Raw genomic sequence first — 21,853 nt, forward strand, 5'->3', positions numbered from 1 at the left:
GCTAAACTTCATGAATACTTCCACTGAATATCAACACAGCTAGCTTTGGTGTTTTCCGGACGCCACGCTGAGGTCCGTTTCCCCCGATGCAAGGGGCCGGGCGCGCCGGTTATCCTCTGCCGAGAGCCGGACGCGCCGGGGAGGAAGGCACCCCGCGTGGATGGTTCAGAAAGTGTTGGGTCCTCTGGGAGAAAGCACCCAGCGGCAGACTAGTAGCTCCGAGTTTTTGGACGGGGCGGATGAAAGATGTCGGCCCACGCGCCCTGAAGTAATGCGAGAGAGGGCGGGAATCCGAAGGGGCTTGCGGGATCATCGGCGTACCAGGGGACGGACAAGCCAGCAGTCACGGCGGTGGACTTGTCCCTTTCAGCAACGGTAGGAGGGGCAAACGAGAGTGGCGGGAGCGTCGGTTCTGTCGGGGAACACCCTGGCCCTGGACAGGGAGTGGGAGATTGTGGCTCGCCCGGCAATCCTCCCTCCACCGCCCACGGAATGCTGAAAGGGTGGTCTCCCTCTCGGTGCAAGCTCAGTGGAAAATGGTCTCCGCATCCCGCCTGAACGGGAGAGGCTCCTCCCCACCCCCACAGGAGCACGCCTGCGATAACCCACAGGGCCTTTCGCCAAACTCGGACACGAGAACCTGGTCCCTTCGGAATCCGAAGGTCTCCTTGGCTCACTTTGTGGCCCAGCACTGCCATGGGAGAGGCCGCCTTCCGCACCCTCGGTTGAATAGGAGGAGGGTTGCTGCCAGATTCCCGCGAGTCACAACTTAGTATTATGCTAATCTCCCGCGAACGGCTGTCAATCGTATATTTTGTTAGCGGTGGATGGAAGGCAGCAACCGGGTTGTGGTAGAACATGCAAATCGCACCTGGCAACGGTGCAGCGGGAATCCAGCATCCTTTACCTGGGCGGCACGAGGAACGATGGTGGACCAGCGGAGAGGATGCCTACAATGGAAGGCAGGCCGATCTCGTCCGGAGGAAGCGGGGATGAGCGACGCAGAGCAGGATTGGCGGCGGCAATTGCTCGGCCACGTCGCAGCGTTGCGTGCGAGCGGGGTGCTGTTCGTGCCTAAACAGATGCCGCTTCCCTGGCAGAGCGATCCCGCCGAGAAGCGCGACGATGCGTCGTACGCTGCCGCCCCCTCGTCTCCGCTGGAGGCCGCCTCGGTTCAGTCTGGCCGCCTATTCAGCGAGGAAGCGGTGGAGCTATCGGCTGTGCCGGTGACCATCGAGGGCCGGCAGCAGGCTCTGGCGGAGCTGGCGGGAGAAGTGGCGCGCTGCCGGCGGTGCGAAGAGTTGTATGCCACGCGCACGCAAACCGTCTTCGGGGTGGGGCCGCTGGACCCGGAGATTTGTTTCGTGGGCGAAGCGCCCGGTGCGGACGAAGACCGCCTCGGCGAGCCGTTCGTAGGCCGGGCGGGACAATTGCTCACTCGGATCATCGAAGCCATGGGCTTGCGCCGCGAGGACGTCTACATCTGCAACATTCTCAAGTGCCGCCCCCCAGGCAATCGCACTCCGACAATGGAGGAGTGCCGCAATTGCTTCCCCTTCTTCGAGCGGCAATTCGCCTTGGTCCGCCCCCGCTACCTGGTCGCTCTCGGCAACACCGCGGCACGGGCCTTGCTGCAAACGACGGCGGGTGTCACTAAGCTCCGGGGCCGAATCTATGAATATCGTGGTGTGCCTCTCATATGTACGTATCATCCCGCGGCATTACTCCGTGATCCCAGTGGCAAGATGAAACGGGAGACCTGGGAGGATATGAAAATGCTCCTCCGTCTGATGGGCCGTCCTATACCCAATTCACGTCAGGATGATAATCGTTGAAACATTGACTCAGGCTGGGATTCCCATAACCGAAGTCTAACAACGGATCATGGCACGGGTGAACGGATCATGAAAGGATCGAAACCAGACAACAACGTGGCTGCCGTTCAGCGATTGCAGGACAAAATCAAGGGTTTTCCGGCAGGACCTGGTGTTTACTTGATGAAAGACGCCCAGGGCAATGTCATCTATGTTGGCAAAGCGAAAAATCTCCGCTCGCGTGTGATGACATACTTTGGTCCTGATGCGGAAGAAGATCCACGCATCCGCGATTGGATCGGCCTGGTATGCGATGTGGATTACATTGAGACTTCCGATCCCATCTCGGCGATGTTCACAGAAGCGAGAATGATCAAAGATTTACGACCCAAGTTTAACAAATACTTCAAGGATGACAAGACATTTCCCTACTTGCAGATTCGGACCCGTGAAGAGTATCCGCGTGTCGAGGTGACCCGCAAACCCCGCTCCCGTGGTGTTCGCCTCTACGGCCCGTTTACCAGCGCCAAGCGCCTGCGCCAAGCCGTTCACATCTTGCAGAAGCTGTTTCAGTTCCGCACCTGCTCCCTGGATATCCGCTCCGAGGAGCAACGTTGGCGTTGGTTTCGCCCCTGCTTGCTTTACAACATCCGCCGCTGTACAGCACCCTGCAACTTCCGCGTCACCCGGCAGGAGTATCGCCGTCAGATTCGCAAACTCATCATGGTCCTGGAAGGCAAGAAGGATCGGCTCATCCACCGTCTTCGCCAGCAGATGTTGGCGGCTAGCGAGCGATTGGATTTCGAGAAAGCGGGGCGCCTTCGGGATGAGATCGCCGCGTTGGAACAGTTGGACCTGCGGGGACATCTGGAAACCGACCCCCAGCCGGAAGTCTTCCCCATCGATCCGAAAAAAGGCTTGATCGGTCTGAAAAAAGTGTTGGGATTGAGTGCTCTCCCCCGCACGATCGAGGGGATCGACATCGCCCACACGAGCGGCCGAGATACTGTGGCTTCCTTGGTCACTTTTCTGGATGGCTTGCCCTTCAAACCCGGATACCGTCGCTTTCGGATTCGCAGCGTAGAAGGGATCGATGATTATGCCTCTATCCGGGAAGTGGTCAGCCGCCGCTTCCGCCGCTTACGTGACGAAGAGGAAGTCTTCCCCCAGCTCTTGCTCATCGATGGGGGCAAAGGGCAGTTGCATGCCGCCCTGCAAGCCTTTGAAACCCTGGGACTCCAACCGCCTTGCGTTGTGGCTTTGGCCAAACAAAATGAGGAGATTTACCGCCCCGGCCAGTCCGAACCGCTGGTGCTTAGCCGCCATTCCGCCGCCCTGCGGCTGTTGCAGTACGTCCGCGATGAAGCGCACCGCTTCGCCCAGCATTACCTGAACATCCTCCGCCGCAAGCGAATCACGGACGAGGAATGACGGCTTCTCCGAAGGGAAAAGCGCGGCTGGTCCAAAAGAGAGAGCATACCCAAAACCAATCGGCGGTGCGACCGCGATTGCCAGAGCATCTCCCAAGGTGGATCAAATACTCGGCCATGGCGGCTTCAGTTTCTGGAGTGACTTCTAGCCGTCAGCGGATGCGCAATGGCCGCGGGGCTGTTGGTTTCGGGCTGCGAAGGGCGCGCTCTTCTGCTCTAACTCACAGCCGGAGCTGGGGCAGCGGCGGGCTTCTGCCGTTGGCGGACTTTTTGCTCGTCCTTTTTGAGCAATTCGATGATAGCCACGGGGCCGGCGTCGCCCAAACGGCGATCATGCAGCTTGATGATGCGGGTATAGCCGCCGGGCCGTTCGGCGTAGCGCGGTCCGATCTCGCGGAATAGTTTCTTCAAGACATTGTCGAGGCTGTTCCCTTTGGGGTTGAGGGGGTCTTTGAGGGGCTTGTCTTCGGCGTCATCCCACAGGAGTGTTTCCGCCACGGGTCCTAGAATAGCAGCCGCCCTGCGCCGATAATGCAGGGCCTGGACGCGAGCTTGCTTCTGTTCCGCTTCAGATTTGCCTTCCGCCGCCGCGAGGATCAGATAGGCTCGCTTGGCCAAGGTGATGATCTTTTCGGCGAAGGGGCGCAGCTCCTTGGCCTTGGGTACCGTTGTCCGAATCCGCTCGTGACGGAAGAGGGCGCGGGCCAGGTTCCGCAACAAGGCGAGGCGATGGGCCGGTGTGCGATTCAAATGGCGGCCAGCTTTGCGATGACGCATGGCGTAAACTCCTGAGGTCCGATACCCGTTCACCCCGTGCCACGGCAGGTGAAGGGCGGCCTCGCAGTCTGGCCCTAGCAGCCAGTCGAGACCGAAGGGTTAGTAGCAGATGACGAACGAGGCCGTTCGCGCTCTCCGGTTAGGTTTCCCACCGGGTGGCGTAACGGCACCAGAGCGTATTCTATGTCACGCCCGGCGCGGCGGCACTTTCATTCCCAAGGACAAGCCGTGTTCCGCCAGCTTGGCCTGAACTTCCCGCAGCGTGGTTTCGCCGAAATTGCGGACTTCCAGCAATTCGTCCGGCGTGCGCATCACCAAATCACGGACGGTGGTGATGCCCTCGGATTCCAGGCAATTCGTGGCGCGGACCGACAATTCCAATTCCGCCAGGCTCATGTTGAGCTTGCGTTCCAGTTCGAGATCGTACACTTCGGTCGGCCGCGGCCCGATTTCGATCGGCTCTTCCAAGGGCACCTCCGGTCCTGGTTCCGTGTATTGGACGAAGGGGTTGAGGTGCTTGCGGAGAATCTTGGCGGCTTCGACCAGGGCCATTTGCGGCGAAACCGTGCCGTTGGTCCAGATTTCCATGATCAGGCGGTCGTAGTTCGATTTCTGACCGACGCGGGTTTCTTCGACATCGTATTTGACCCGGACGATAGGGGAGAAGCTGCTGTCCAGCGGGATGACGCCGATTTCCCGTTCTTTTCCGGCATTTTCCTCGGCGGTGCGGTAGCCGCGGCCGTTTTCCACGATCATTTCCATGACGAACGGCACGTCGCGGGTCAGGGTGGCGATGTGATGTTCGGGATTGATGATCTGGATCATTTCATCGTGTTGGATGTCAGCGGCCCGAACCGTACCGGCTTCGTGTTTCTGGATGCGGATAGTACGCGGCTGGTCGGAGAGATTTTTCAGGACCAGGGATTTGATGTTGAGAACAATGTCGGTGACATCTTCCACCACGCCGGGGATCGTCGAGATCTCGTGCTGGACGCCCTGGATTTTCAGGCGTGTCACAGCACTGCCTTCGAGACTGGAGATGAGGATGCGGCGCAAGCTGTTTCCCACGGTCATGCCAAAGCCGCGCTCGAACGGCTCGGCAATGAATTTGCCGTAAGTGTCAGTCAGTGTGGAGCGGTCACAGACCACTTTGCTGGGCAGTTCCAGGCCTCGCCAACGAACACGCATGATGAAAACTCCTCGGTTGTCGGTTTTCCGCCGGGGAAGGCGACCGGCTTCCCCGACGAACCAGACAACACCACCCACGGACAAGGGCCGGCCGGTCGCTGCCGGCATCCGATTCCCTGGGAATGCGGGGAACCACTCCCCCGGACTCATCCCATCCAAATAAGAGCCGGGCGGGACGTTTCCGGTTCGCTCGCATTCCTCCTGTTTTTCACCGACGCCTCATTTGCCCCTCGAGGAGAGGGAGACCCTGCGGATCGCTATTGCGGATTTCCCATCTCAGCGGGTCACGATTTCGATGATCAACTGCTCATTGACCTTGTCGCGGATGCGGTCATCGACATCTTGGCGTGTGGGCAGCCGAGTCATCCTGCCTTCGGGTTCGTCCGCTGTTCCGGTGAGTTCGAGGAAGTCAGGCACGTGCAAGCCGAACTGTCCGGTCTTTTGCAGTCCTTCGCGGGCGAGCTTGAGGCTGATGTCTCGGGGCCGGACTTTGACAACATCGCCTGGCTTGAGCAGGATGCTGGGTATATCGCATTTGCGGCCATTGAGCAAGATGTGTCCGTGGACAATCATCTGCCGGGCGGCATTGCGGCTGATGGCAAAGCCAAGGCGGTGCACCACGTTATCCAGGCGCCGCTCCATGATAGAGAGGAGTTGTTCTCCTGTGTTGCCCACGGAGCGGCTGGCCATTTTGAAGTAGCGCCGGAATTGGGCTTCCAGCACGCCGTAGAAGCGCTTCAGGCGTTGCTTTTGGCGCAAGCGTAGGCCATATTCGGAGTGCTTTCCGCGCCGGGCACCGTGCATACCGGGCGGAAGGGCGTCACGTTCCATCGGGCACTTGTTACCGAAGCAGCGCTCCCCTTTGAGAAAGAGCTTGATCTGCTCCCGGCGGCACAACTTGCAGACGGGGTCCAGATAACGTCCCATAACGTCAAGTTCCTCCGAATGGGGGTCGATACTCTGGGTCCGGCGGGAAGACACCGGACCGTACAACGGCCCTCGCTCGCAATTCCGGTGAACCCCCAGGTCAAAGCCGGAATCGCTGGGATAGGGCTAGTTCCGCTAGCGGATCATCCAGGCCGGGATCCGTTGATTCCGTGAGTTCAGGGCAGTCCGGGACATGCCAGGGATCGGCGAAGCCAAGTCCGGGTTGCGCCCGTTTACACCCGGCGTTTCTTGGGAGGCCGGCAACCGTTGTGAGGCAGAGGCGTGACGTCCTCGATGGCCTTGATGGTCAGCCCCGCCGTTTGCAGCGCGGTGATTGCCGATTCGCGGCCGGCTCCCGGCCCTTTCACCCGTACTTCGATCTCTTTCATGCCGAACTTGATCGCCTTGAGCGCGGCTTCTTCGGCAGCCCGTTGTGCCGCGAAGGGTGTGCTCTTACGACTCCCCTTGAATCCAACGGTTCCGCCGGAGGCATAGCACAGCGTGTCGCCATTCGTATCCGTGATGGTGACGATGGTATTGTTGAAGGTGCTTTGCACGTGGGCGATGCCACGGGTCACATTCCGCCGGCTTTTCTTCTTCTTGCTCTTTGCCATATCGACCTACAACCTCCCCAATCGTGAATTCCCAATCCATCCTATCCCTGTGCGGGGTATGCAGAGCCAAAAGCGGTATTGTGAATCCTATGCAAGGTCAAACGGGGTGTTGTGAATCCCAAGCCACCAGTGGGGAATCCGTGCACCACTTCCATCTGTCGGTCCGCGGATTCCAGGAGGACAGGCGAAGGAAGCCAAGCGGTCCTTGCCCGCCGACCGCGTCGCCTCCGCGATTAGCGCAGCTCTTTGACGCCCTTCTTTCCGGCCACTGTCTTGCGCGGCCCTTTCCGGGTCCGGGCGTTGGTGCGGGTCCGTTGGCCGCGAACGGGCAGATTTTTGCGGTGCCGCTCGCCCCGATAGCACTTGATTTCCTTGAGCCGGGCAATGTTGGCCGCTTCAAAGCGGCGCAGGGGACCTTCCACCAAAAAGGTCGGATCCTTGTCCAAGAGCGAAGCGATGGCAGCGATCTCCGCGTCAGTCAAGTCCTTAGCCCGGCGCTGGGGATCGAGCTTGAGCTTCTCGCAGACCCAAAGCGAATTCGTCGGTCCCAATCCGCGAATGTAGCGCAGGGCAATGTGCAGAGGTTTATTCGCTGGAATGTCGACACCTAGGATACGCGGCATGGCGGTGCACCTGAGTTAGGAAATCGCTGTCCCGTTTTCAAGCAGAATCTGCGGGATTTTCCATAGTGGGCCAAGGGTATCTTGCCTCCGGGCTTTCATCCTTGCCGTTGTTTGTGGCGCGGGTCCACACAGATGACCCGGACGACTCCCTTGCGTCGGATCAGTTTGCATTTCTCGCAGATGCGGCGGACGCTGGAGCGCACTTTCATGGTTGATTCTCCCGTCAATCATCCCTCGTAGGGATGCGAGCTTTCTATTTATCCCAGGCCGGTAAAACATCATATTAGATAGCCCCCCGCCAGTGGCAAGGGGCGGAACAGAAACATTTCCCCACCGCCTCGAAAGGGTTTGCGGGACCTCTGGCCTGGCCGAATCAGCCCCGACTCAGGGAAGGGGCCTCAGGTGTTCTCTCGGCTGGCAGAGGAGCTGGTGGGCAAAGAGGACGGGGAAGCGGCGGCGTCCTCCTCCAGAGCACCTTCGTCAGCCGTGATGACCACCACGCCATTGGCGGTGAGCGCGACAGTGTGCTCGACATGAGCGCTGGGCATGCGGTCGCGTGTCACCACCGTCCAGTGATCGCTGAGCACTTCGACTTCCGGCCGCCGCATGTTCACCATCGGTTCGATGGCGAGCACCAAGCCGGGTTCCAGGCGAAAATCCTGCCTGCGGGTTTCGCGATCGACGTAATTGGGGACCTGGGGGCTTTCATGCATGGCTCGGCCTATGCCATGGCCGACATAACTCGTCACGACACTGAAGCCGGCCTGTTCGACGTGCCGCTGCATGACGCTGGCGATCTCGCTCCACCACCGTTTCTTCGGCAGCAGATCAATGGCGATCTGTAAGGTTTCCTCGGTGACGCGGATCAGGCGGGCTTTCTCCGGCGACACTTGGCCAATGGGAATCGTGATGGCGCGGTCGGCACACCAGCCGTGCAGTTTGCAAGCGGTGTCCACCTTGAGAATGTCCCCCTCTTTGAGAGCGCGGCGGCTGGGGATGCCGTGGACAACCTGCTCGTTGATGCTCATGCAGGTCACAGCAGGGAAAGGGGTCTTGCCGGGGTAGCCCTTGAACAAGGGAATGGCCTGGTGTCGGGCGTAAAACTCCTCCACGGCCTGGTCGATTTCCTGCGTCGTCACCCCCGGCTTGGCCATGTCCCGGCAGAGTTTGAGAGCGCGGGCCACCAATTTCCCGGCTTCGCGCATCAAGGCGATCTCGCGGGGGGATTTGAGTTCCGGCGGACGGGGTGTTCGTGAACGCAACATGACTGGCTCAAGGGGTTGTCGAAATGGCCTGCGGTAATCTTTTCCTGTTCCCAATCACATTTCCGGAAGGCCAGGAGCCGCATCCCATGGGCATCCTAGGATGCCTGCGGCGAGTGTCCATCGGGTGGGCAGGCGGCTTGATGTCCATCGGGTGGTCGGGCGGCCTGGAGAATGTTGGCGTAAATGGTTTCGACATGATCCACTGCCGACACATCGCGCACGAGGCCTTGCTGGCGGTAATGTTCCAGCAGGGCATCAGTGGTTTTGTGGAACTCCTGGAGGCGGCGGCGGACCGTCTCTTCGCGGTCGTCATCCCGCTGGGCCAAAGGGGAGCCGCACTTGTCGCAAACCCCCGGCTGGCGGGGAGGCTGGAAATAGATGTTGTAGCAGATGCCGCAGGCGGAGTTGGTGCAGCAGCGGCGGCCAGCAATACGACGGACCACCTCCTCATCGGGAATGGTGAGATTGATGACGGCATCCAGCGGCAACCCTAAACGAGCGAGGAGTTGGTCGAAGGCTTCGGCTTGGGCACGAGTCCGCGGGTAGCCATCGGTGACAAAACAACGGGGACGCTGCGGACCTTGGAACAATTCCGCAATGAGTGCATTGACCTCGGCGTCCGGAACCAGCAGACCCTGTTTGATCAGATCGGCGACACGCCGCCCCCGTTCGGAACCCTGAGCGATCGCCTCGCGCAACATGTCGCCGGTGCCAATGTAGGTCAGCCCCAATCGTTCTGCCAAGCGCCGGGCTTGAGTGCCCTTACCGCTTCCCGGAGGTCCTACCAGCACCAAACGCATACGCGCACCTACTATTCCCAATGAGTTCCGGATGCCAAAGGGGAACGCTACCGTCTCTGAAATCTATCCTCATCCTATAACCTGCTCGATGCCGGTTTGTTCCGTTAGGCGCTGATCTATTCGCCCTTTCCGAACGGTAGGTGAGGTCCGCGGGAAGGTCCTGATTGTGGATGGCCAAGTCAACCGTCCGTATTCTCCAACTCTCGCAAGATACACGCTAACAGGATGATGGCAAGCTGGAAAGCATCAATCCCGCTGTTATAGGGGGTATTACCCGCTGTGCTTTGGATTTCTTGGCCGCGAAGTCGTAATCGCTGGGTGGCTCTAGGGGCCTGCTCTGCGGATTATGTTGACCCCCGTCGATAGAAGGCTGTCACTCCTCCGTCAATTGCGGATAATTGCGCATCACCAAGTGACTGTTAATCTTCTGGATCAGGTCCAAAGCGACGCTGACGACGATCAGCAGACCTGTTCCTCCATAAAAGCTGGCTACTTGCCAGGGGATTTCCAGACCGCTGGTGATGATATTGGGAATGATCGCAATCACCGCCAGGAACGCAGCGCCGACGTAGGTGATACGCATCAACACTTTTTCCAGGTAATTCGCCGTGTGGGAACCGGGACGATACCCCGGAATGAAGCTGCCGTGGTCCTTCAAGTTGTCCGCAATCTCTTTGGGATTGAAGGTGATGGCCACCCAGAAGTAGGTGAAGAGATAGATCATGGCGATGTACATAACGTTGTAGAGCCAGGAGCGGTGATCTTGGAAGAGGCGGGCCAAGGTGCGTGCCCAGGCCACCTCTCCGCCAGAGATGCTGTCGATAGCACTGAAGAGGACATACGGAAGGATCAGGAGGGTGCTGGCGAAGATCACGGGCATGACGCCGGCGGCATTCACCCGCATGGGTAGGAATTGCCGGGTGCCCCCGTAAACCCGCCGCCCACGGACATGGCGCGCCGATTGCGTCGGAATGCGCCGCTGGGCTTTCGTCATGGCAATAACGCCGACCACTACCGCCAAAAACAGGATCGCCATGACAATCAGTTTTTCAAAGCTAATGTCCCCCGTGGTCCCTCCCAGGGTGAGCACGGATTCCTTGAGCTGTCCGGTGGCGCTGTCGATCAGCAGCGTCGTGGTGGCATCTGGAATGCGGGCCACGATCCCAGCCATGATGATCAGGGAAATCCCGTTGCCGATGCCGTATTCGTCGATCTGCTCCCCCAGCCACATCAGGAAGATCGTCCCGACCGTCATGGTCAGAATGGCGGCGAAGCCAAACCACAGGACGTTGAAGGTGCCCTGGTAGCCGGGAGCAATGACGCCAAATCCGCCCTCCGCTTCTGGCCGGTAAAGTTGGTTGACCACCATGAGTGCCTGAATCATGCAAATGGGAACGGTGACGTAGCGGGTGATTTCATTGAGTTTCTTCCGGCCCGTTTCCCCTTCCTTACGCAGTTTCTCCAGGGAGGGCATCACACCGCTGGCGAGTAATTGGATGATGATCGAAGCGGAGATGTAGGGCATAATCCCCAGGGAGAAGATGCAGGCCATGCTCAGGTTTCCGCCGGAGAACAGGGACACAAAACTGAGCACCTGGCCGAGCGGTCCGGTGCGCATTTGCTGCATCTTCTCCGCCAGTTTGGCCTGGTCCACCACCGGCAAGGGGATGTAATAACCGATGCGGTAAACCGCCAGAAACAGAAGGGTGATGAAAATCTTTTTGCGGAGTTCCGGGATGCGGAAAATGAGGAAGAGTTGCTCCGGCGCTACACCGATCACGACCGCGGCCCCTCCGAAGAGGCTGAGGGTCCAGGTAAGGCTACCCGGCCCTCCCCACACCGCGGAAAAGACAGCGCCCGTGAGCGCCACAATACCCGATAGCAGTGCAATCGCTCGCCAATTCATGACCGATCATGCCCTGGAGGGTGAACGGGCGGACTCAGTTAGCAGACGGCCTAGCGGTTTTCGGCAGCCGCGAACTCAGCCCTTTTTGGACTTACCGCTTCCCATCTTGTTACGCACCGGCTTCTTGGGGCCAGGCAGGATTTCGCATGTTCCACCAGCTTTTTCAATTTTGGCCTTGGCCGAAGCGGAAAAATGATGGGCTTGGACCGTGAGTTTGCGTGTCAATTCGCCATCGCCGAGGACGCGCAGGCCATCGAAGGTGCCATCGATCAATCCGCGCTGCTTGAGGCTTTGGAGATTGACCCTCTCGCCGTCCTGGAAGCGATCTTGCAGGTCGCCGACGTTGACGATGGCATAAATCTTTTTCCACGGGCCGCGAGTGAATCCCCGCTTGGGCAGGCGGCGGTACAAGGGCATTTGCCCGCCTTCGTAGAGCGGACTGGGCCATTCCGAGCCGGCGCTGGAGTATTGTCCTTTATGGCCGCGTCCGCAGGTCTTCCCGTGGCCAGAACCGATGCCGCGACCGACTCGTTTTTTCCGCTTCCGCCGATGTACCCCGAGCGAAACTGTGGTCAAATCCATCGCTGCTCTCCTGAATATCCTTGCGGCTGGCTTTCACCCGTTGGATAGACGAACCAGCCAGCCATTTCCACCCCATCATTTTCTTCCCCAAGCACGGGGCAGCTTCATTTCATTTCCCCCATCACATTCCCACATCATCAGGCACGGGACGATTACAGGGGTACGCCGCGCAGGGCGGCCACTTGCTCCTTGGTTCGCAGTTGTTCCAGCCCGTTGAGAGTCGCTTTCACCAGGTTGATGGGATTGGTGCTCCCGTGGACCTTGGTAAGGATGTCCGTAATGCCGCACGCCTGGAGGACCTCCCGCACGCCGGGACCGGCCTTGACGCCCGTTCCTGGTCCCGCGGGGATCATGATGACTTTGCTGGCTCCGTATCGCCCGATGACCCGATGGGGAATGGTCGTGCCGCGGAGCGAATACGGATTGGAACGGCGGACTTTGGCCTCGCCTTCCTTGCAGGCTTTCTCAACGGCAGGTTGGACTTCGTTGGCTTTGCCATAGCCGTAGGCCACGCGCCCCTTGCCGTCACCGACCACGACCAGGGCGTTGAAGCTGAAGCGGCGGCCTCCCTTCACGACGGCCGCGCACCGCCGAATCTTGACCACATAATCCTTCAGCTCTACCTGATCGTAGGCGTCAAGATCACCTTTCTCGCGACGTTCCCGTGCCATAGTTCATTCCTCGGTGAAGGTCTTATCTGTTCCTCGTGGTGCAGGGCAGTAGCTCTCCCGAAAAGGACGGGTTCATTTGGCGGCCTTCTCTTTTTTGGCGGGGGCTTTACCGGCGGGCGGACCACCGCGGGGGCGGGCTTCAGCTTTGGCTTTGGGAGCTTCGGCTTGCTTTTGGGCGCGGGCTTCCTGTTTCGCTCGAATGGCTTCCGGGTCCGTGCATTTCAACCCGGCCTCGGTGGCCGCGATGGCCAGAGCTGCCACTCGCCCGTGGAAGCGATAACTGCCGCGATCAAACACGGCTTGCGTGATGCCTTTGGCCTTGGCCAGTTCCGCAATTTTCCGCCCCACTTCGCGGGCGGCGGCAATGTTCCCGCCGTAGCTCAGGCCCGAGTTCTTCCCACAACTGCTCGCCGCCGCCAGAGTGACACCATGCAGATCGTCGATCAACTGGGCGTAAATATGCATATTGCTTCGAAAGACACTCAAGCGGGGACGCTGTGGGGTCCCGTAAATCCGATTACGGACGCGATATTTTCGCCTTTGTGCGCGAATCCGCTTCAACTTTTGCGTGTTCATGGCCGCTCCCGTTGCTGCTTTCTCCGATCGGGATCATCCTGGAAGAACAAGACACTATCCCGTATTTCGCGGTCGCCGGGATGAGTATAGCCCGCTGAGCCACCCTAACCGATCACTTACCGCCGGAAGCGAAGGACTTCCCTTCCTTGCGGCGAACGACTTCATTTTCGTAACGGATGCCCTTACCTTTGTATGGCTCCGGCTTACGGCTGGCCCGAATCTCCGCGGCAAATTGGCCCACCTTCTGCTTGTCGATTCCGCTCACCACGATGGTCGTCGGGTCTGGTACCGACACCGTCACGCCCGGCGGCGGTTCGTGATAAATCCGGTTGGCATACCCCACCGTCAACTCGACCCCCTTGCCCTTCATGGCGGCCTGAAAGCCGACTCCCTCGACCTTCAGCCGTTTCTCGTATCCTTGGGTCACGCCCACGATCATGTTGTAAATGAGCGCCCGCGTCAAACCGTGCAGGGCGCGATTCTCCCGCTCGTCATTGGGGCGAGTGACCACGATCTTTTTGCCGTCGAAGGCCACCTGCATGTGCGGATGATACTTCCACTGGAGCTTCCCTTTAGGACCTTCCACGGTGATTTCGCCGTTCTGAAGAGTCACTTTGACTCCCGCCGGCACAACAATGGGTTGACGGCCAATACGTGACATCGCAACCGCTCCCTCATGTCTCACGGGACATTTCCGAAATATCTTGTCTCCGTCCTCGATTCGTTCCTCCGCCAGATCGGACGATTCCTTCCTCCGCGGGGTTGGGTCGGCGTTTCATTCTGTTTTGCCCGCTCGTTTCCGGTTGGCTCTCCATGTTCCGGCGTGTTAGGCCTCGTGCCAAGGGAGAGAACCGGGTATTCGGGTGCCCCAAGCACCCCGCCTTACCAAACCGTGCAGATCACTTCCCCGCCGACTTTCTGCTTGCGGGCTTGGCGGTCGGACAATACGCCTTTGCTGGTGCTGAGCACCGCGATTCCCAATCCGTCCAGCACCGGGCGTAGCTCTTTGTAGCCCATATACACGCGCCGTCCCGGTTTGGAGTACCGTTCAATATGACGGATGACCTTTTCGCCATCCGGACCGTACTTGAGAAAGATCTGGAGGATCAGGTGCGGTTCGCTGAGCGTCTCGACGGGTTGAAATTGGGTCTCGGCACCGTTTTCCGTCTGGACCGTGACATACTTGCCGACCCGGTAGCCGAGTATGAACCCTTCCTCCTGAAGAACTCGCGCGATGGCCACCTTCATCTTGGTGGCGGGCATTTCCACATACGGGCGCTCGATGGCGTTGGCGTTGCGGATCCGGGTCAACATATCTGCAATCGGGTCAGTCATCATGGCAATGTCCTCTTTGGCTTCCCTCGGTGCAATAGGCAGGCGGGGCAAATTGCCGGGTGATTGGCCGCTGCCCATCAAGCTGAAGGGATGAAGGGGGAGTGCGTTACCACGAGGCTTTGCGAACGCCGGGGATCATCCCATCGCTGGCCAGCGTGCGGAAACAGATGCGGCAGATACCGAACTTGCGGTACACCGCCCGGCCCCGGCCGCAAATCCGGCAACGCCGCCGAAAGCGGATCAGTTCCCATCCAGGGAGCAACTTGCTCTTGTCGCGCTGCTCCGGCGGCTTTTTCATCTCGGCGATATGCTCCATAATCGCAGCTAACTGCCGCCGATGCTTCGCCTCTTGGGCATTCGTGGACATTGCGGAAAACCTCCCGGCGTACCGGCTCGCCAACCTTCACACCCGCCAATAGTGGCAACCGGCCGTTCCTCACATGCGGAGAATCTTTGTTGTAGCACCTGCCCTCCCCACCGCCAATAGGACCGGACGAAAAAACTGGCCGCTGCCCGCCGCTTCCGCCCAATGGCAGCCCCCGCGCCCGGCTTAGGAGTTGGTCAGCCGTCGGTCCCACTTCGTCCATTCCGCCCCGCGAATGCTCGTAATCTGCCCCATCTTGCACCCTCCTGAGCGGCTCCACGTCTCCGCAGAAAAGGGGAACGCTTCCTGTTGGGAGCCGGAAAGGGACGCCGACATTGTGGTGGCTCAACCTCCCGGATTTCTGTAAATATGTACCATAAATCCTGCCCTGTCAAATAAAATTTTCCCAAAAATAGCGGAATCGCCCGATCTCGAAGAGGGACAGATAGTTACGTGTAATCCTGTTCACAAAAATCCTCAAGCCTTCCATCGAGGATGGAAAAACTGGAACGGTCTTGGGCCATAACGGACAGCATTCCGACCTGGTATTGCGGTTATTCTGCTAGTACCTATTCAGTGCGGCGGCATTTCCCTTCCTCGGCTAGCGTTCCCCCAGTGACATCCAGAGTTTGCTGTAACTCAGGAGCAGTCTGATTTTTTCTTGTGTTGGGGAATCCGAGTGGTAAAATCAATTCATCCTCTTCCCTGGGATAGGAATTCAAAAGGCCTTCAGAGGGTGCGTGCCGCCACCCGCCGGATAATCGGAGCAGAAATGGCATAGATCATTCAGATTTTGCCGGGCATTTGGGCGGCGGCGGGGGGTGCGGCGGTGAGGCCAAAGATCAAGGGTGGGGCCTGACCCCTCCATCCTTCGCGGAAAAAGGTAGATTGTTCCTGAAGGAAGCGTCTCACAAGCGCAGGGAAAAGGAACAGGGTGTTGACGAGGAAGGCGATCTCACGAGCGGAAGGGCATGCCGAAGAGGCGGAGGAGTTCGCGGGCTTCCTCATCGCTGTCAGTCGTCGTGACGATGGTGATGTCCATACCTTGGGTGAAGTTGACGGTGTCGGGATCCACTTCCGGAAAGATGAGTTGTTCGCTGACACCCAGGGAGTAGTTGCCATGCCCGTCGAAGCTTCGGGGGTTGACGCCGCGAAAGTCGCGGATGCGGGGCAGGGCGACGTTGATGAGGCGGTCGAGGAATTCGTACATGCGTCGCCCGCGGAGCGTCACACGGCAGCCGATTTCATAGCCGGCGCGGAGCCGGAAGCTGCTGATCGACTTGCGGGCCTTGGTGATCTGCGGTCGCTGACCGGCGATCAAGGCCAGATGCTCCACCGCTTGCTTGAGGCGTTCTTTGTCTTGCAACGCCTTCCCCACGCCCATATTGATGACAATTTTTTCCAGGCGCGGCAGGCTCAGGCGATTCGTACGGCCGAATTTTTTACTGAGGGCCGGTACGATTTCTTGGTCGTAAAGCTGTTTGAGACGCGGCGGCGGCAATTGGGTGGCAGTGGCTGTCATAGTTTGAAATCCCGGTGATAGCAACGCAAGCTCACGGTCCAGATCGCGTACAGCGATAGAAAGATGTTATAAGATTCCGCAGGTAGCACGCCAAGAGTGGGGGATAGGCAGCACCCGGCCTCATGAAAGACACATGTAAGACATTTGTCTGGATGGGGCGTTGCCGCCATTGAGGCCTTCCGTCGTTGCCGCCTGCCAGGGATGTTCAACGGTTGGCGGGGTTCGCGGATTGGGCATAGCGAGGACGAGGCTTGCTCAGGATCCGCAGGCGGGTCCCGCTGCGCTTGGCGTACAACTCCTTGCTGCCGTCGGGGAGATAACGGATGCCGACACGGGTGGGTTTATTCTGCACCGGATCGATCAGGGCGACGTTGGAAGCATCCAACGGCATTTCCTTGGAGATTCGTCCCCCTTGGGGATTGCGGCGCGACGGTTTGACATGGCGATAGACCAAATTGATTCCCTCGACGACCACTTGATTTTTCTCCGGGATGACGCGCAGGACTTTGCCGCGCTTGCCCTTGTCGTCACCGGCGATCACTTCGACGATATCGTCTTTGCGGATATGCATGGCGGAAACCTCGCGTAGAGCTGGATGTTTTGGTCTTCAGGTCGTATGTCAGGCCGATGTCATAGTGCTGGCAGCCGAGTGTGGTTTGGGGATATTTCCAAGACGCCGGTCTCAGACAACCTCGGCGGCGAGATTGACGATTTTCATGAAGTTGGTTCGCAACTCCCGGGGGATGGCGCCAAAGATACGGGTACCGCGGGGGTTGTTTTCGTTGTCCAGCAGGACCATGGCGTTGCGGTCGAAGCGGACGTAGCTGCCATCCTCGCGACGGGTGGCGGCCCGTGTGCGGACGACCACGCCCCGGACGACATCTCCCGGCTTGACGTCACCGCCGGGGATGGCCTTTTTGACACTGGCACGGATGATGTCGCCGATGCGGGCGACGCGCTTTTTCGAGCCGCCGAGGACTTGGATGCACATGACTTCCTTGGCCCCGGTGTTATCGGCCACATCCAAATATGTGTACATCTGAATCATAAGTCACCTCGTTCCCATCCAACTGGAGTTTGTTTTATATGCAGAGTACGCACGGATGTCACTGGGCTGTCAGGAAGGCTGAGGCGGCGGGGAAGCCGCGGTCTCGGTGGCGGTTTTTTGCAAGGGTTCCGGGAGTTCGCTACCGGCGACAGCTCCCTCCAGGTGGGAGAGCGTGCGGGTAGGCGCCTTTTTGACGATGCGAACAAGCCGCCAACGCTTCAAGCGGGACAGGGGGCGTGATTCGATGATTTCCACCGTGTCGCCGAGGTGGGATTCGTTGTTTTCGTCGTGGACGTAGCAGATGGTGCGGCGCTTGATGTATTTGCCATAGCGGGGATGCTGCACAAGGCGTTCCACTTCGACCCGCCGGGTTTTGTTCATTTTGTCGCGGGTGACGATCCCCTGGAGAAGACGTTTGCCTGTAGTTTTCGTCGGGGCACTGCTCGTCGTCGGGTTGGTCTCAGCCATGGGAAGCATCCTTATCGTCTTAGGGTGTTCGTGGTGTTCGGGAGTGTTCTCGGAGGAGGATCACAGGCGTATTGGGTCGTCAGGTAGGGTCCGCCTTCTGTTTCTGCGTGCTCAGGTTCCCGGATGTTCGGGACGCGGGGCCGGCTTCATCCTCCGTTAGGTCTTGGGAGCGGCCATTTTTTCTGCCAGGAAGCGTTTGAGGCGTTGGGCCTGGCGGAAGGCGCGGCGTTTGCCGGGCTGATCCTCTTCGACTCGTTTTTCCAGGCGTTCGATACGGGCCTGGAGTTGATCGGGGGGAAGCTGGCGGAGTTTTTCAAGTTCCCTCTGGCGTTGGATCGTTTTGACCCGTGCAATGGCCCGCTTGGTTTTACGGACTTCCGCCGGGGCTTTGAGGCGATCTGTGGCCGCCTGCACGCGCAGGGTGAACAGATGTTTTTCCAGGTCGCGCAGGGTGGTGAGCAGTTGTTCGTCGCTCATGCCGCGGAGTTCACGGGTTTTCGGAACCATCGATCACCTCTCCGAGCGTATGTTAGCCAGCGATGCTGGAGTTTCTGTTGGAAACAAAGGGAAGGATAATTGTAGTTTGAGGCCTGGGACGGGTCAACGGTCCGGCCTGTACAAACCGTTGGGATTGCGGCGGAAAGTGCCGATGGAACTAGACGCTGGGGCGTCGGGCGACAAAGCGGCACTTGAAAGGCATTTTGTAAGCCACACGGGCGAGGCAATCGCGGGCGGCAGCTTCGGGCAGCCCCCCGATTTCAAAGAGGATTTGGCCGGGGCGCACGACAGCCGCCCAGTACTCCGGTTCGCCCTTGCCTTTGCCCATGCGGGTTTCGGCGGGAATTGCCGTAATCGGCTTGTGAGGGAAGACGCGGATGTAATAGCGGCCTTCGCCGGAGACGAAGCGCGTCATGGTGATGCGCCCTGCTTCGATGCACTCGGCGGAGAGCCAACCGCCTTCCAGGGCTTGCAGGCCATAGTCGCCATAAGCGACGTAATTGCCGCGCTGAGCGAAGCCGCGAATCGGGCCGTGGTATTTTTTGCGGGTAGTCTTACCGCGGGCGACGCCGCGTTGACTTTTTCTGTACTTGACCCGCTTGGGCATCAGTGGCATCGATGGTATCTCCCGTCAAGTAATCCCCTTGATTGACCCAGACTTTGATGCCGATGTTGCCTTGGGGTGTGGCAGCTTCGGTGAATCCGTAATCGATTTTGCAGCGGAGGGTAGACAGCGGTACAGAGCCTTCCATGGCCTTTTCGCAGCGGGCCATTTCAGCTCCACCGAGGCGGCCGGAAAGCTGTACCTTGACACCGCGGGCGCCGTTTTCCATCGCTTTCTGCATCGCTTGTTTCATGGTGCGACGGAAGCTGGCCCGGCGCTCCAGTTGCTCCGCGATGTCCTCCGCAATCAGTTGCGCATCGATTTCAGGGCGCGTGACCTCGATCGTCTTGATTTCGATGTGGCGGCGGGTCAGCTTCTCCAATGCCTTGGTCAGTTTCTCGATCTTTTCCCCCTTCTTGCCGATGATCGCACCGACACGGGAAGAAGCGATGTAAACCGTGACGCGCTCGCGGGTCCTCTCGATGCGGATTTCGGAGATCGCCGGACGTTGTTCCTTGCGTTCGCGTTGGCGGGTTAGGTACTTATGGATGAACTTGCGGATGGCGAAGTCTTCCAGCAAAAGTTCGGCAAAGTCCTGTTTCCCGGCATACCAGATGCTACGCCAGGGACGCATGATGCCCGTGCGGAAGCCGGTCGGTCGTACCTTCTGCCCCATAAGTCGCGTTCCTTAGTGTGTCGTTGGTCTCTCTCAGTTCAGTTTGGTCTTTGTCCTTCTTCCAGTCCGGTCGTTTCTGTTTTCTGCGCGTGTCGAGGAAAATTTCCATGCAAAGAAGCCGCCCTCTTGCAGTCACACGGCGTGGCGTTTGAGCCAACCGAGGGCGAGTCGGGCGAGATTCTGCTGGCGCCCTCCGGCCTTGAGGTCATTTGCCACCAAATCCTGCATTTCCTGTTCGTCCGCCAACGTCACGGTGATGTGGGACATCCGCCGGAGGATGCGGAAGGCGGTGCCACGGGCGCGGGGCTGAATGCGTTTGTACATCGGGGCGCCATCCACGCGGCATTCCAGCACGACGAGGTCATCGGGGTCGGGATGCTCCAGGAAATCGGCATTGCTGTAGGCACTTTTGATGACCGCCGCCAGCAGTTTGGCGCCGCGGTTGGGGTAGAACTGGAGCAACTCCAGCGCCTCGTTGACGTTGCGTCCCCGGACCAGATTCGCAAAGGGCCGGATTTTCCGCGGTCCCATGTCGGCGAAGCGATGTTTGGCCGTGTAGGGCATGGTCGATTCACCTGCTACTTGCTGGAGGTTTTCCTGTCCATCCACTGAGCCAGAGGGCCGTCTGTGCCCAGTGGGAAACTGGGGGATGGCTCCTATCCTGTTATTCTGCTGCTCCCGCTACATTCCCCGGAGCCGAAGCCGAGGGGAGCTTGCTTCATCCGCGGATGTCACTTGCCGCCGGCCGCTTTCGCCTTGCCTCCGGAGTGGCCTTTGAAGATCCGGGTCGGGGAGAACTCGCCGAGTTTGTGGCCCACCATTTCCTCGGTGACATAGACCCGGTGGAAAGTCTTGCCATTATGCACGAGGAAGGTGGCCCCGACAAACTCCGGAACTATGGTGCAATCCCGCGACCAAGTTTTGATCGGCTCTTTGTTCAAGCCCTGTTTGAGGACTTTAGCCAATAGCCGCTCATCGACGTACGGACCTTTTTTCAGCGATCGGCTCATAGCAGTTCCAACCCTGTCTCCGAGCAATGTTCCAGGGAATTCCGCAGCGTTCCCCAGCGTGTTTCACCCTTTGGATCGTGGTCTTGGGTCAAGCCACCGCTGGGTTTGTGGTCCCCGCCGCCTGGATTTTTCCGTCTGGCAAGGGGTAAGTTAGTTTAGTGGGGCGGCTGCAAGACGACCAGCGGCAACCCCGTTGTTTGCCCGATTCCGCTCGGCTCCCCCCTCATCAACAGAGAGCAAGCCAGCGAAAGGATCAGGCGGTATTTTGGAAGCGTCCCGGCGGTCGGCGACGAATGATTGCTTTGCTGCTGGGTTTGCGTCGGCGGCGTGTTTTTCCACCCTTGGAGAGCACGCCGGTGGGGGAGCAGGGATGCCGCCCGCCGCTGGTGCGCCCTTCGCCACCGCCCATCGGGTGGTCGATCGGGTTCTGGCTTGTGCCGCGGTTATGGGGCCGGCGGCCCATCCAGCGCTTACGCCCAGCTTTCCCCAAGGCGATATTCATATGTTCGGCATTGGAGAGCACGCCAATGGTGGCGCGGCATTTGGCCGACACCTTGCGGACTTCACCACTGGGAAGCTGGAGCAAAGCCCAATCCTTCTCCCGGGCCTGAAGGATGGCGCTGCAACCGGCGGAGCGGCAGAGTTGTCCGCCGCGGCCTGGGGTCAATTCGACATTGTGCACGGCCATGCCCAGGGGGATTTTCCAGAGCGGCATGCAATTGCCCGGGCGCGGCTCCACGGCGTCGCTTTCTCCGGACATGACTTTGTCACCCGCCTTGAGGCCTTCCGGGGCGAGAATGTAGGAGCGGTGATATTCGTAGCGCTCGTCGGGCGGATATTCGATCAGCGCGATGCGGGCCGAGCGGTTGGGGTCATACTCAATGCGCAGCACGGTGGCTTCCACGTTGTCGCGCCGCCGCTTGAAATCGATGAGGCGGTACATCTTCTTGTGCCCGCCGCCGCGGAAGCGCGAGGTGATGATCCCCTGGAAGTTGCGCCCCCCTTTCTTTTTGCGGGGGACTAGCAGATTCTTGTCCGGGCAATTCACGCGCGGGAACGTGCAATCGGCAAAGTCGGAGACCATGCCGCCCCGCCGGCCAGGAGATGTCGGTTTGTATTGCTTGATGCCCATGATGTTCACCCGTCGAATCGAGG

Annotated in this window: 26 protein-coding genes and 1 pseudogene; 2 read left to right on the plus strand and 25 right to left on the minus strand. The window is 59.3% G+C overall.

The window, feature by feature from the left end; genetic code table 11:
- Positions 1 to 992: 992 nt before the first annotated feature.
- Complete coding sequence (locus H0921_RS05910) at positions 993 to 1,835, plus strand: uracil-DNA glycosylase (RefSeq protein WP_194537094.1); 843 nt, start codon at positions 993 to 995, stop codon at positions 1,833 to 1,835.
- 69 nt (positions 1,836 to 1,904) lie between these two features.
- Positions 1,905 to 3,245 (plus strand): excinuclease ABC subunit UvrC, encoded by a 1,341-nt coding sequence (locus tag H0921_RS05915; protein ID WP_194537095.1) that lies wholly within the window; start codon positions 1,905 to 1,907, stop codon positions 3,243 to 3,245.
- Between the two features lie 215 nt (positions 3,246 to 3,460).
- Here H0921_RS05915 and rplQ read toward each other — a convergent pair whose 3' ends face one another.
- The 25 genes and pseudogenes from rplQ to rplB form a co-directional block, all read right to left on the minus strand.
- A complete protein-coding gene (gene rplQ / locus H0921_RS05920; RefSeq protein WP_194537096.1) occupies positions 3,461 to 4,021 on the minus strand; it encodes a 50S ribosomal protein L17 in 561 nt (186 codons plus the stop codon).
- A 186-nt stretch (positions 4,022 to 4,207) separates the two neighbouring features.
- Positions 4,208 to 5,209, minus strand: a complete 1,002-nt coding sequence (locus H0921_RS05925) for a DNA-directed RNA polymerase subunit alpha (RefSeq protein WP_194537097.1) — start codon at positions 5,207 to 5,209, stop codon at positions 4,208 to 4,210.
- 276 nt (positions 5,210 to 5,485) lie between these two features.
- Positions 5,486 to 6,136: a 30S ribosomal protein S4 gene (gene rpsD / locus H0921_RS05930; protein ID WP_194537098.1), complete on the minus strand. Its 651-nt coding sequence runs from the start codon at positions 6,134 to 6,136 to the stop codon at positions 5,486 to 5,488.
- Positions 6,137 to 6,369: 233 nt separating this feature from the next.
- Positions 6,370 to 6,750 (minus strand): 30S ribosomal protein S11, encoded by a 381-nt coding sequence (gene rpsK / locus H0921_RS05935; protein ID WP_194537099.1) that lies wholly within the window; start codon positions 6,748 to 6,750, stop codon positions 6,370 to 6,372.
- 233 nt (positions 6,751 to 6,983) lie between these two features.
- Positions 6,984 to 7,373 carry a 30S ribosomal protein S13 gene (rpsM, locus tag H0921_RS05940; RefSeq protein ID WP_194537100.1) on the minus strand — a complete coding sequence of 130 codons (390 nt, stop codon included), beginning with the start codon at positions 7,371 to 7,373 and terminating at the stop codon, positions 6,984 to 6,986.
- 95 nt (positions 7,374 to 7,468) lie between these two features.
- Positions 7,469 to 7,582 carry a 50S ribosomal protein L36 gene (gene rpmJ, locus H0921_RS05945; RefSeq protein ID WP_194537101.1) on the minus strand — a complete coding sequence of 38 codons (114 nt, stop codon included), beginning with the start codon at positions 7,580 to 7,582 and terminating at the stop codon, positions 7,469 to 7,471.
- Positions 7,583 to 7,771: 189 nt separating this feature from the next.
- The gene (gene map / locus H0921_RS05950) at positions 7,772 to 8,638 is read right to left on the minus strand and encodes a type I methionyl aminopeptidase (protein WP_194537102.1); all 867 of its coding nucleotides are present in this window, start codon (positions 8,636 to 8,638) and stop codon (positions 7,772 to 7,774) included.
- A gap of 95 nt (positions 8,639 to 8,733) precedes the next feature.
- Positions 8,734 to 9,438, minus strand: coding sequence for an adenylate kinase (locus H0921_RS05955; RefSeq protein WP_194537103.1), 705 nt, complete (start codon positions 9,436 to 9,438; stop codon positions 8,734 to 8,736).
- Between the two features lie 373 nt (positions 9,439 to 9,811).
- On the minus strand, positions 9,812 to 11,344 hold the full coding sequence (gene secY, locus H0921_RS05960; RefSeq protein WP_194537104.1) for a preprotein translocase subunit SecY: 1,533 nt from the start codon (positions 11,342 to 11,344) through the stop codon (positions 9,812 to 9,814).
- A 75-nt stretch (positions 11,345 to 11,419) separates the two neighbouring features.
- Entirely contained in the window at positions 11,420 to 11,926 is a 507-nt protein-coding gene (gene rplO / locus H0921_RS05965) for a 50S ribosomal protein L15 (protein WP_194537105.1), read from the minus strand.
- Between the two features lie 152 nt (positions 11,927 to 12,078).
- On the minus strand, positions 12,079 to 12,597 hold the full coding sequence (gene rpsE, locus H0921_RS05970; protein WP_194537106.1) for a 30S ribosomal protein S5: 519 nt from the start codon (positions 12,595 to 12,597) through the stop codon (positions 12,079 to 12,081).
- Positions 12,598 to 12,816: 219 nt separating this feature from the next.
- Positions 12,817 to 13,173 (minus strand): annotated as a pseudogene (rplR, locus tag H0921_RS05975) (50S ribosomal protein L18); the annotation flags it as partial.
- 112 nt (positions 13,174 to 13,285) lie between these two features.
- The gene (gene rplF, locus H0921_RS05980) at positions 13,286 to 13,834 is read right to left on the minus strand and encodes a 50S ribosomal protein L6 (protein ID WP_194537108.1); all 549 of its coding nucleotides are present in this window, start codon (positions 13,832 to 13,834) and stop codon (positions 13,286 to 13,288) included.
- Positions 13,835 to 14,055: 221 nt separating this feature from the next.
- A complete protein-coding gene (gene rpsH, locus H0921_RS05985; protein ID WP_194537109.1) occupies positions 14,056 to 14,511 on the minus strand; it encodes a 30S ribosomal protein S8 in 456 nt (151 codons plus the stop codon).
- A 103-nt stretch (positions 14,512 to 14,614) separates the two neighbouring features.
- Positions 14,615 to 14,806: a type Z 30S ribosomal protein S14 gene (locus H0921_RS05990; RefSeq protein WP_228499102.1), complete on the minus strand. Its 192-nt coding sequence runs from the start codon at positions 14,804 to 14,806 to the stop codon at positions 14,615 to 14,617.
- A 1,021-nt stretch (positions 14,807 to 15,827) separates the two neighbouring features.
- A complete protein-coding gene (gene rplE, locus H0921_RS05995) occupies positions 15,828 to 16,394 on the minus strand; it encodes a 50S ribosomal protein L5 (RefSeq protein ID WP_194537111.1) in 567 nt (188 codons plus the stop codon).
- A 205-nt stretch (positions 16,395 to 16,599) separates the two neighbouring features.
- Entirely contained in the window at positions 16,600 to 16,965 is a 366-nt protein-coding gene (gene rplX / locus H0921_RS06000) for a 50S ribosomal protein L24 (protein ID WP_194537112.1), read from the minus strand.
- Positions 16,966 to 17,076: 111 nt separating this feature from the next.
- Positions 17,077 to 17,442 (minus strand): 50S ribosomal protein L14, encoded by a 366-nt coding sequence (gene rplN, locus H0921_RS06005; RefSeq protein ID WP_194537113.1) that lies wholly within the window; start codon positions 17,440 to 17,442, stop codon positions 17,077 to 17,079.
- Between the two features lie 69 nt (positions 17,443 to 17,511).
- Entirely contained in the window at positions 17,512 to 17,910 is a 399-nt protein-coding gene (gene rpsQ / locus H0921_RS06010) for a 30S ribosomal protein S17 (protein WP_194537114.1), read from the minus strand.
- A gap of 156 nt (positions 17,911 to 18,066) precedes the next feature.
- On the minus strand, positions 18,067 to 18,417 hold the full coding sequence (gene rpmC / locus H0921_RS06015) for a 50S ribosomal protein L29 (RefSeq protein WP_194537115.1): 351 nt from the start codon (positions 18,415 to 18,417) through the stop codon (positions 18,067 to 18,069).
- A 148-nt stretch (positions 18,418 to 18,565) separates the two neighbouring features.
- Positions 18,566 to 19,024 (minus strand): 50S ribosomal protein L16, encoded by a 459-nt coding sequence (gene rplP / locus H0921_RS06020; protein ID WP_194537116.1) that lies wholly within the window; start codon positions 19,022 to 19,024, stop codon positions 18,566 to 18,568.
- Positions 18,963 to 19,688, minus strand: a complete 726-nt coding sequence (gene rpsC / locus H0921_RS06025; RefSeq protein ID WP_194537117.1) for a 30S ribosomal protein S3 — start codon at positions 19,686 to 19,688, stop codon at positions 18,963 to 18,965. Before rpsC ends, rplP begins: the two co-directional genes overlap by 62 nt.
- 132 nt (positions 19,689 to 19,820) lie before the next feature.
- Positions 19,821 to 20,252, minus strand: coding sequence for a 50S ribosomal protein L22 (rplV, locus tag H0921_RS06030; protein ID WP_194537118.1), 432 nt, complete (start codon positions 20,250 to 20,252; stop codon positions 19,821 to 19,823).
- A gap of 167 nt (positions 20,253 to 20,419) precedes the next feature.
- Entirely contained in the window at positions 20,420 to 20,698 is a 279-nt protein-coding gene (rpsS, locus tag H0921_RS06035) for a 30S ribosomal protein S19 (RefSeq protein WP_194537119.1), read from the minus strand.
- A 253-nt stretch (positions 20,699 to 20,951) separates the two neighbouring features.
- The gene (gene rplB / locus H0921_RS06040; RefSeq protein ID WP_194537120.1) at positions 20,952 to 21,830 is read right to left on the minus strand and encodes a 50S ribosomal protein L2; all 879 of its coding nucleotides are present in this window, start codon (positions 21,828 to 21,830) and stop codon (positions 20,952 to 20,954) included.
- Positions 21,831 to 21,853 lie beyond the last annotated feature (23 nt).

Origin of the sequence: Thermogemmata fonticola, assembly GCF_013694095.1 — a bacterium.
Classification (GTDB): Bacteria; Planctomycetota; Planctomycetia; order Gemmatales; family Gemmataceae; genus Thermogemmata; species Thermogemmata fonticola.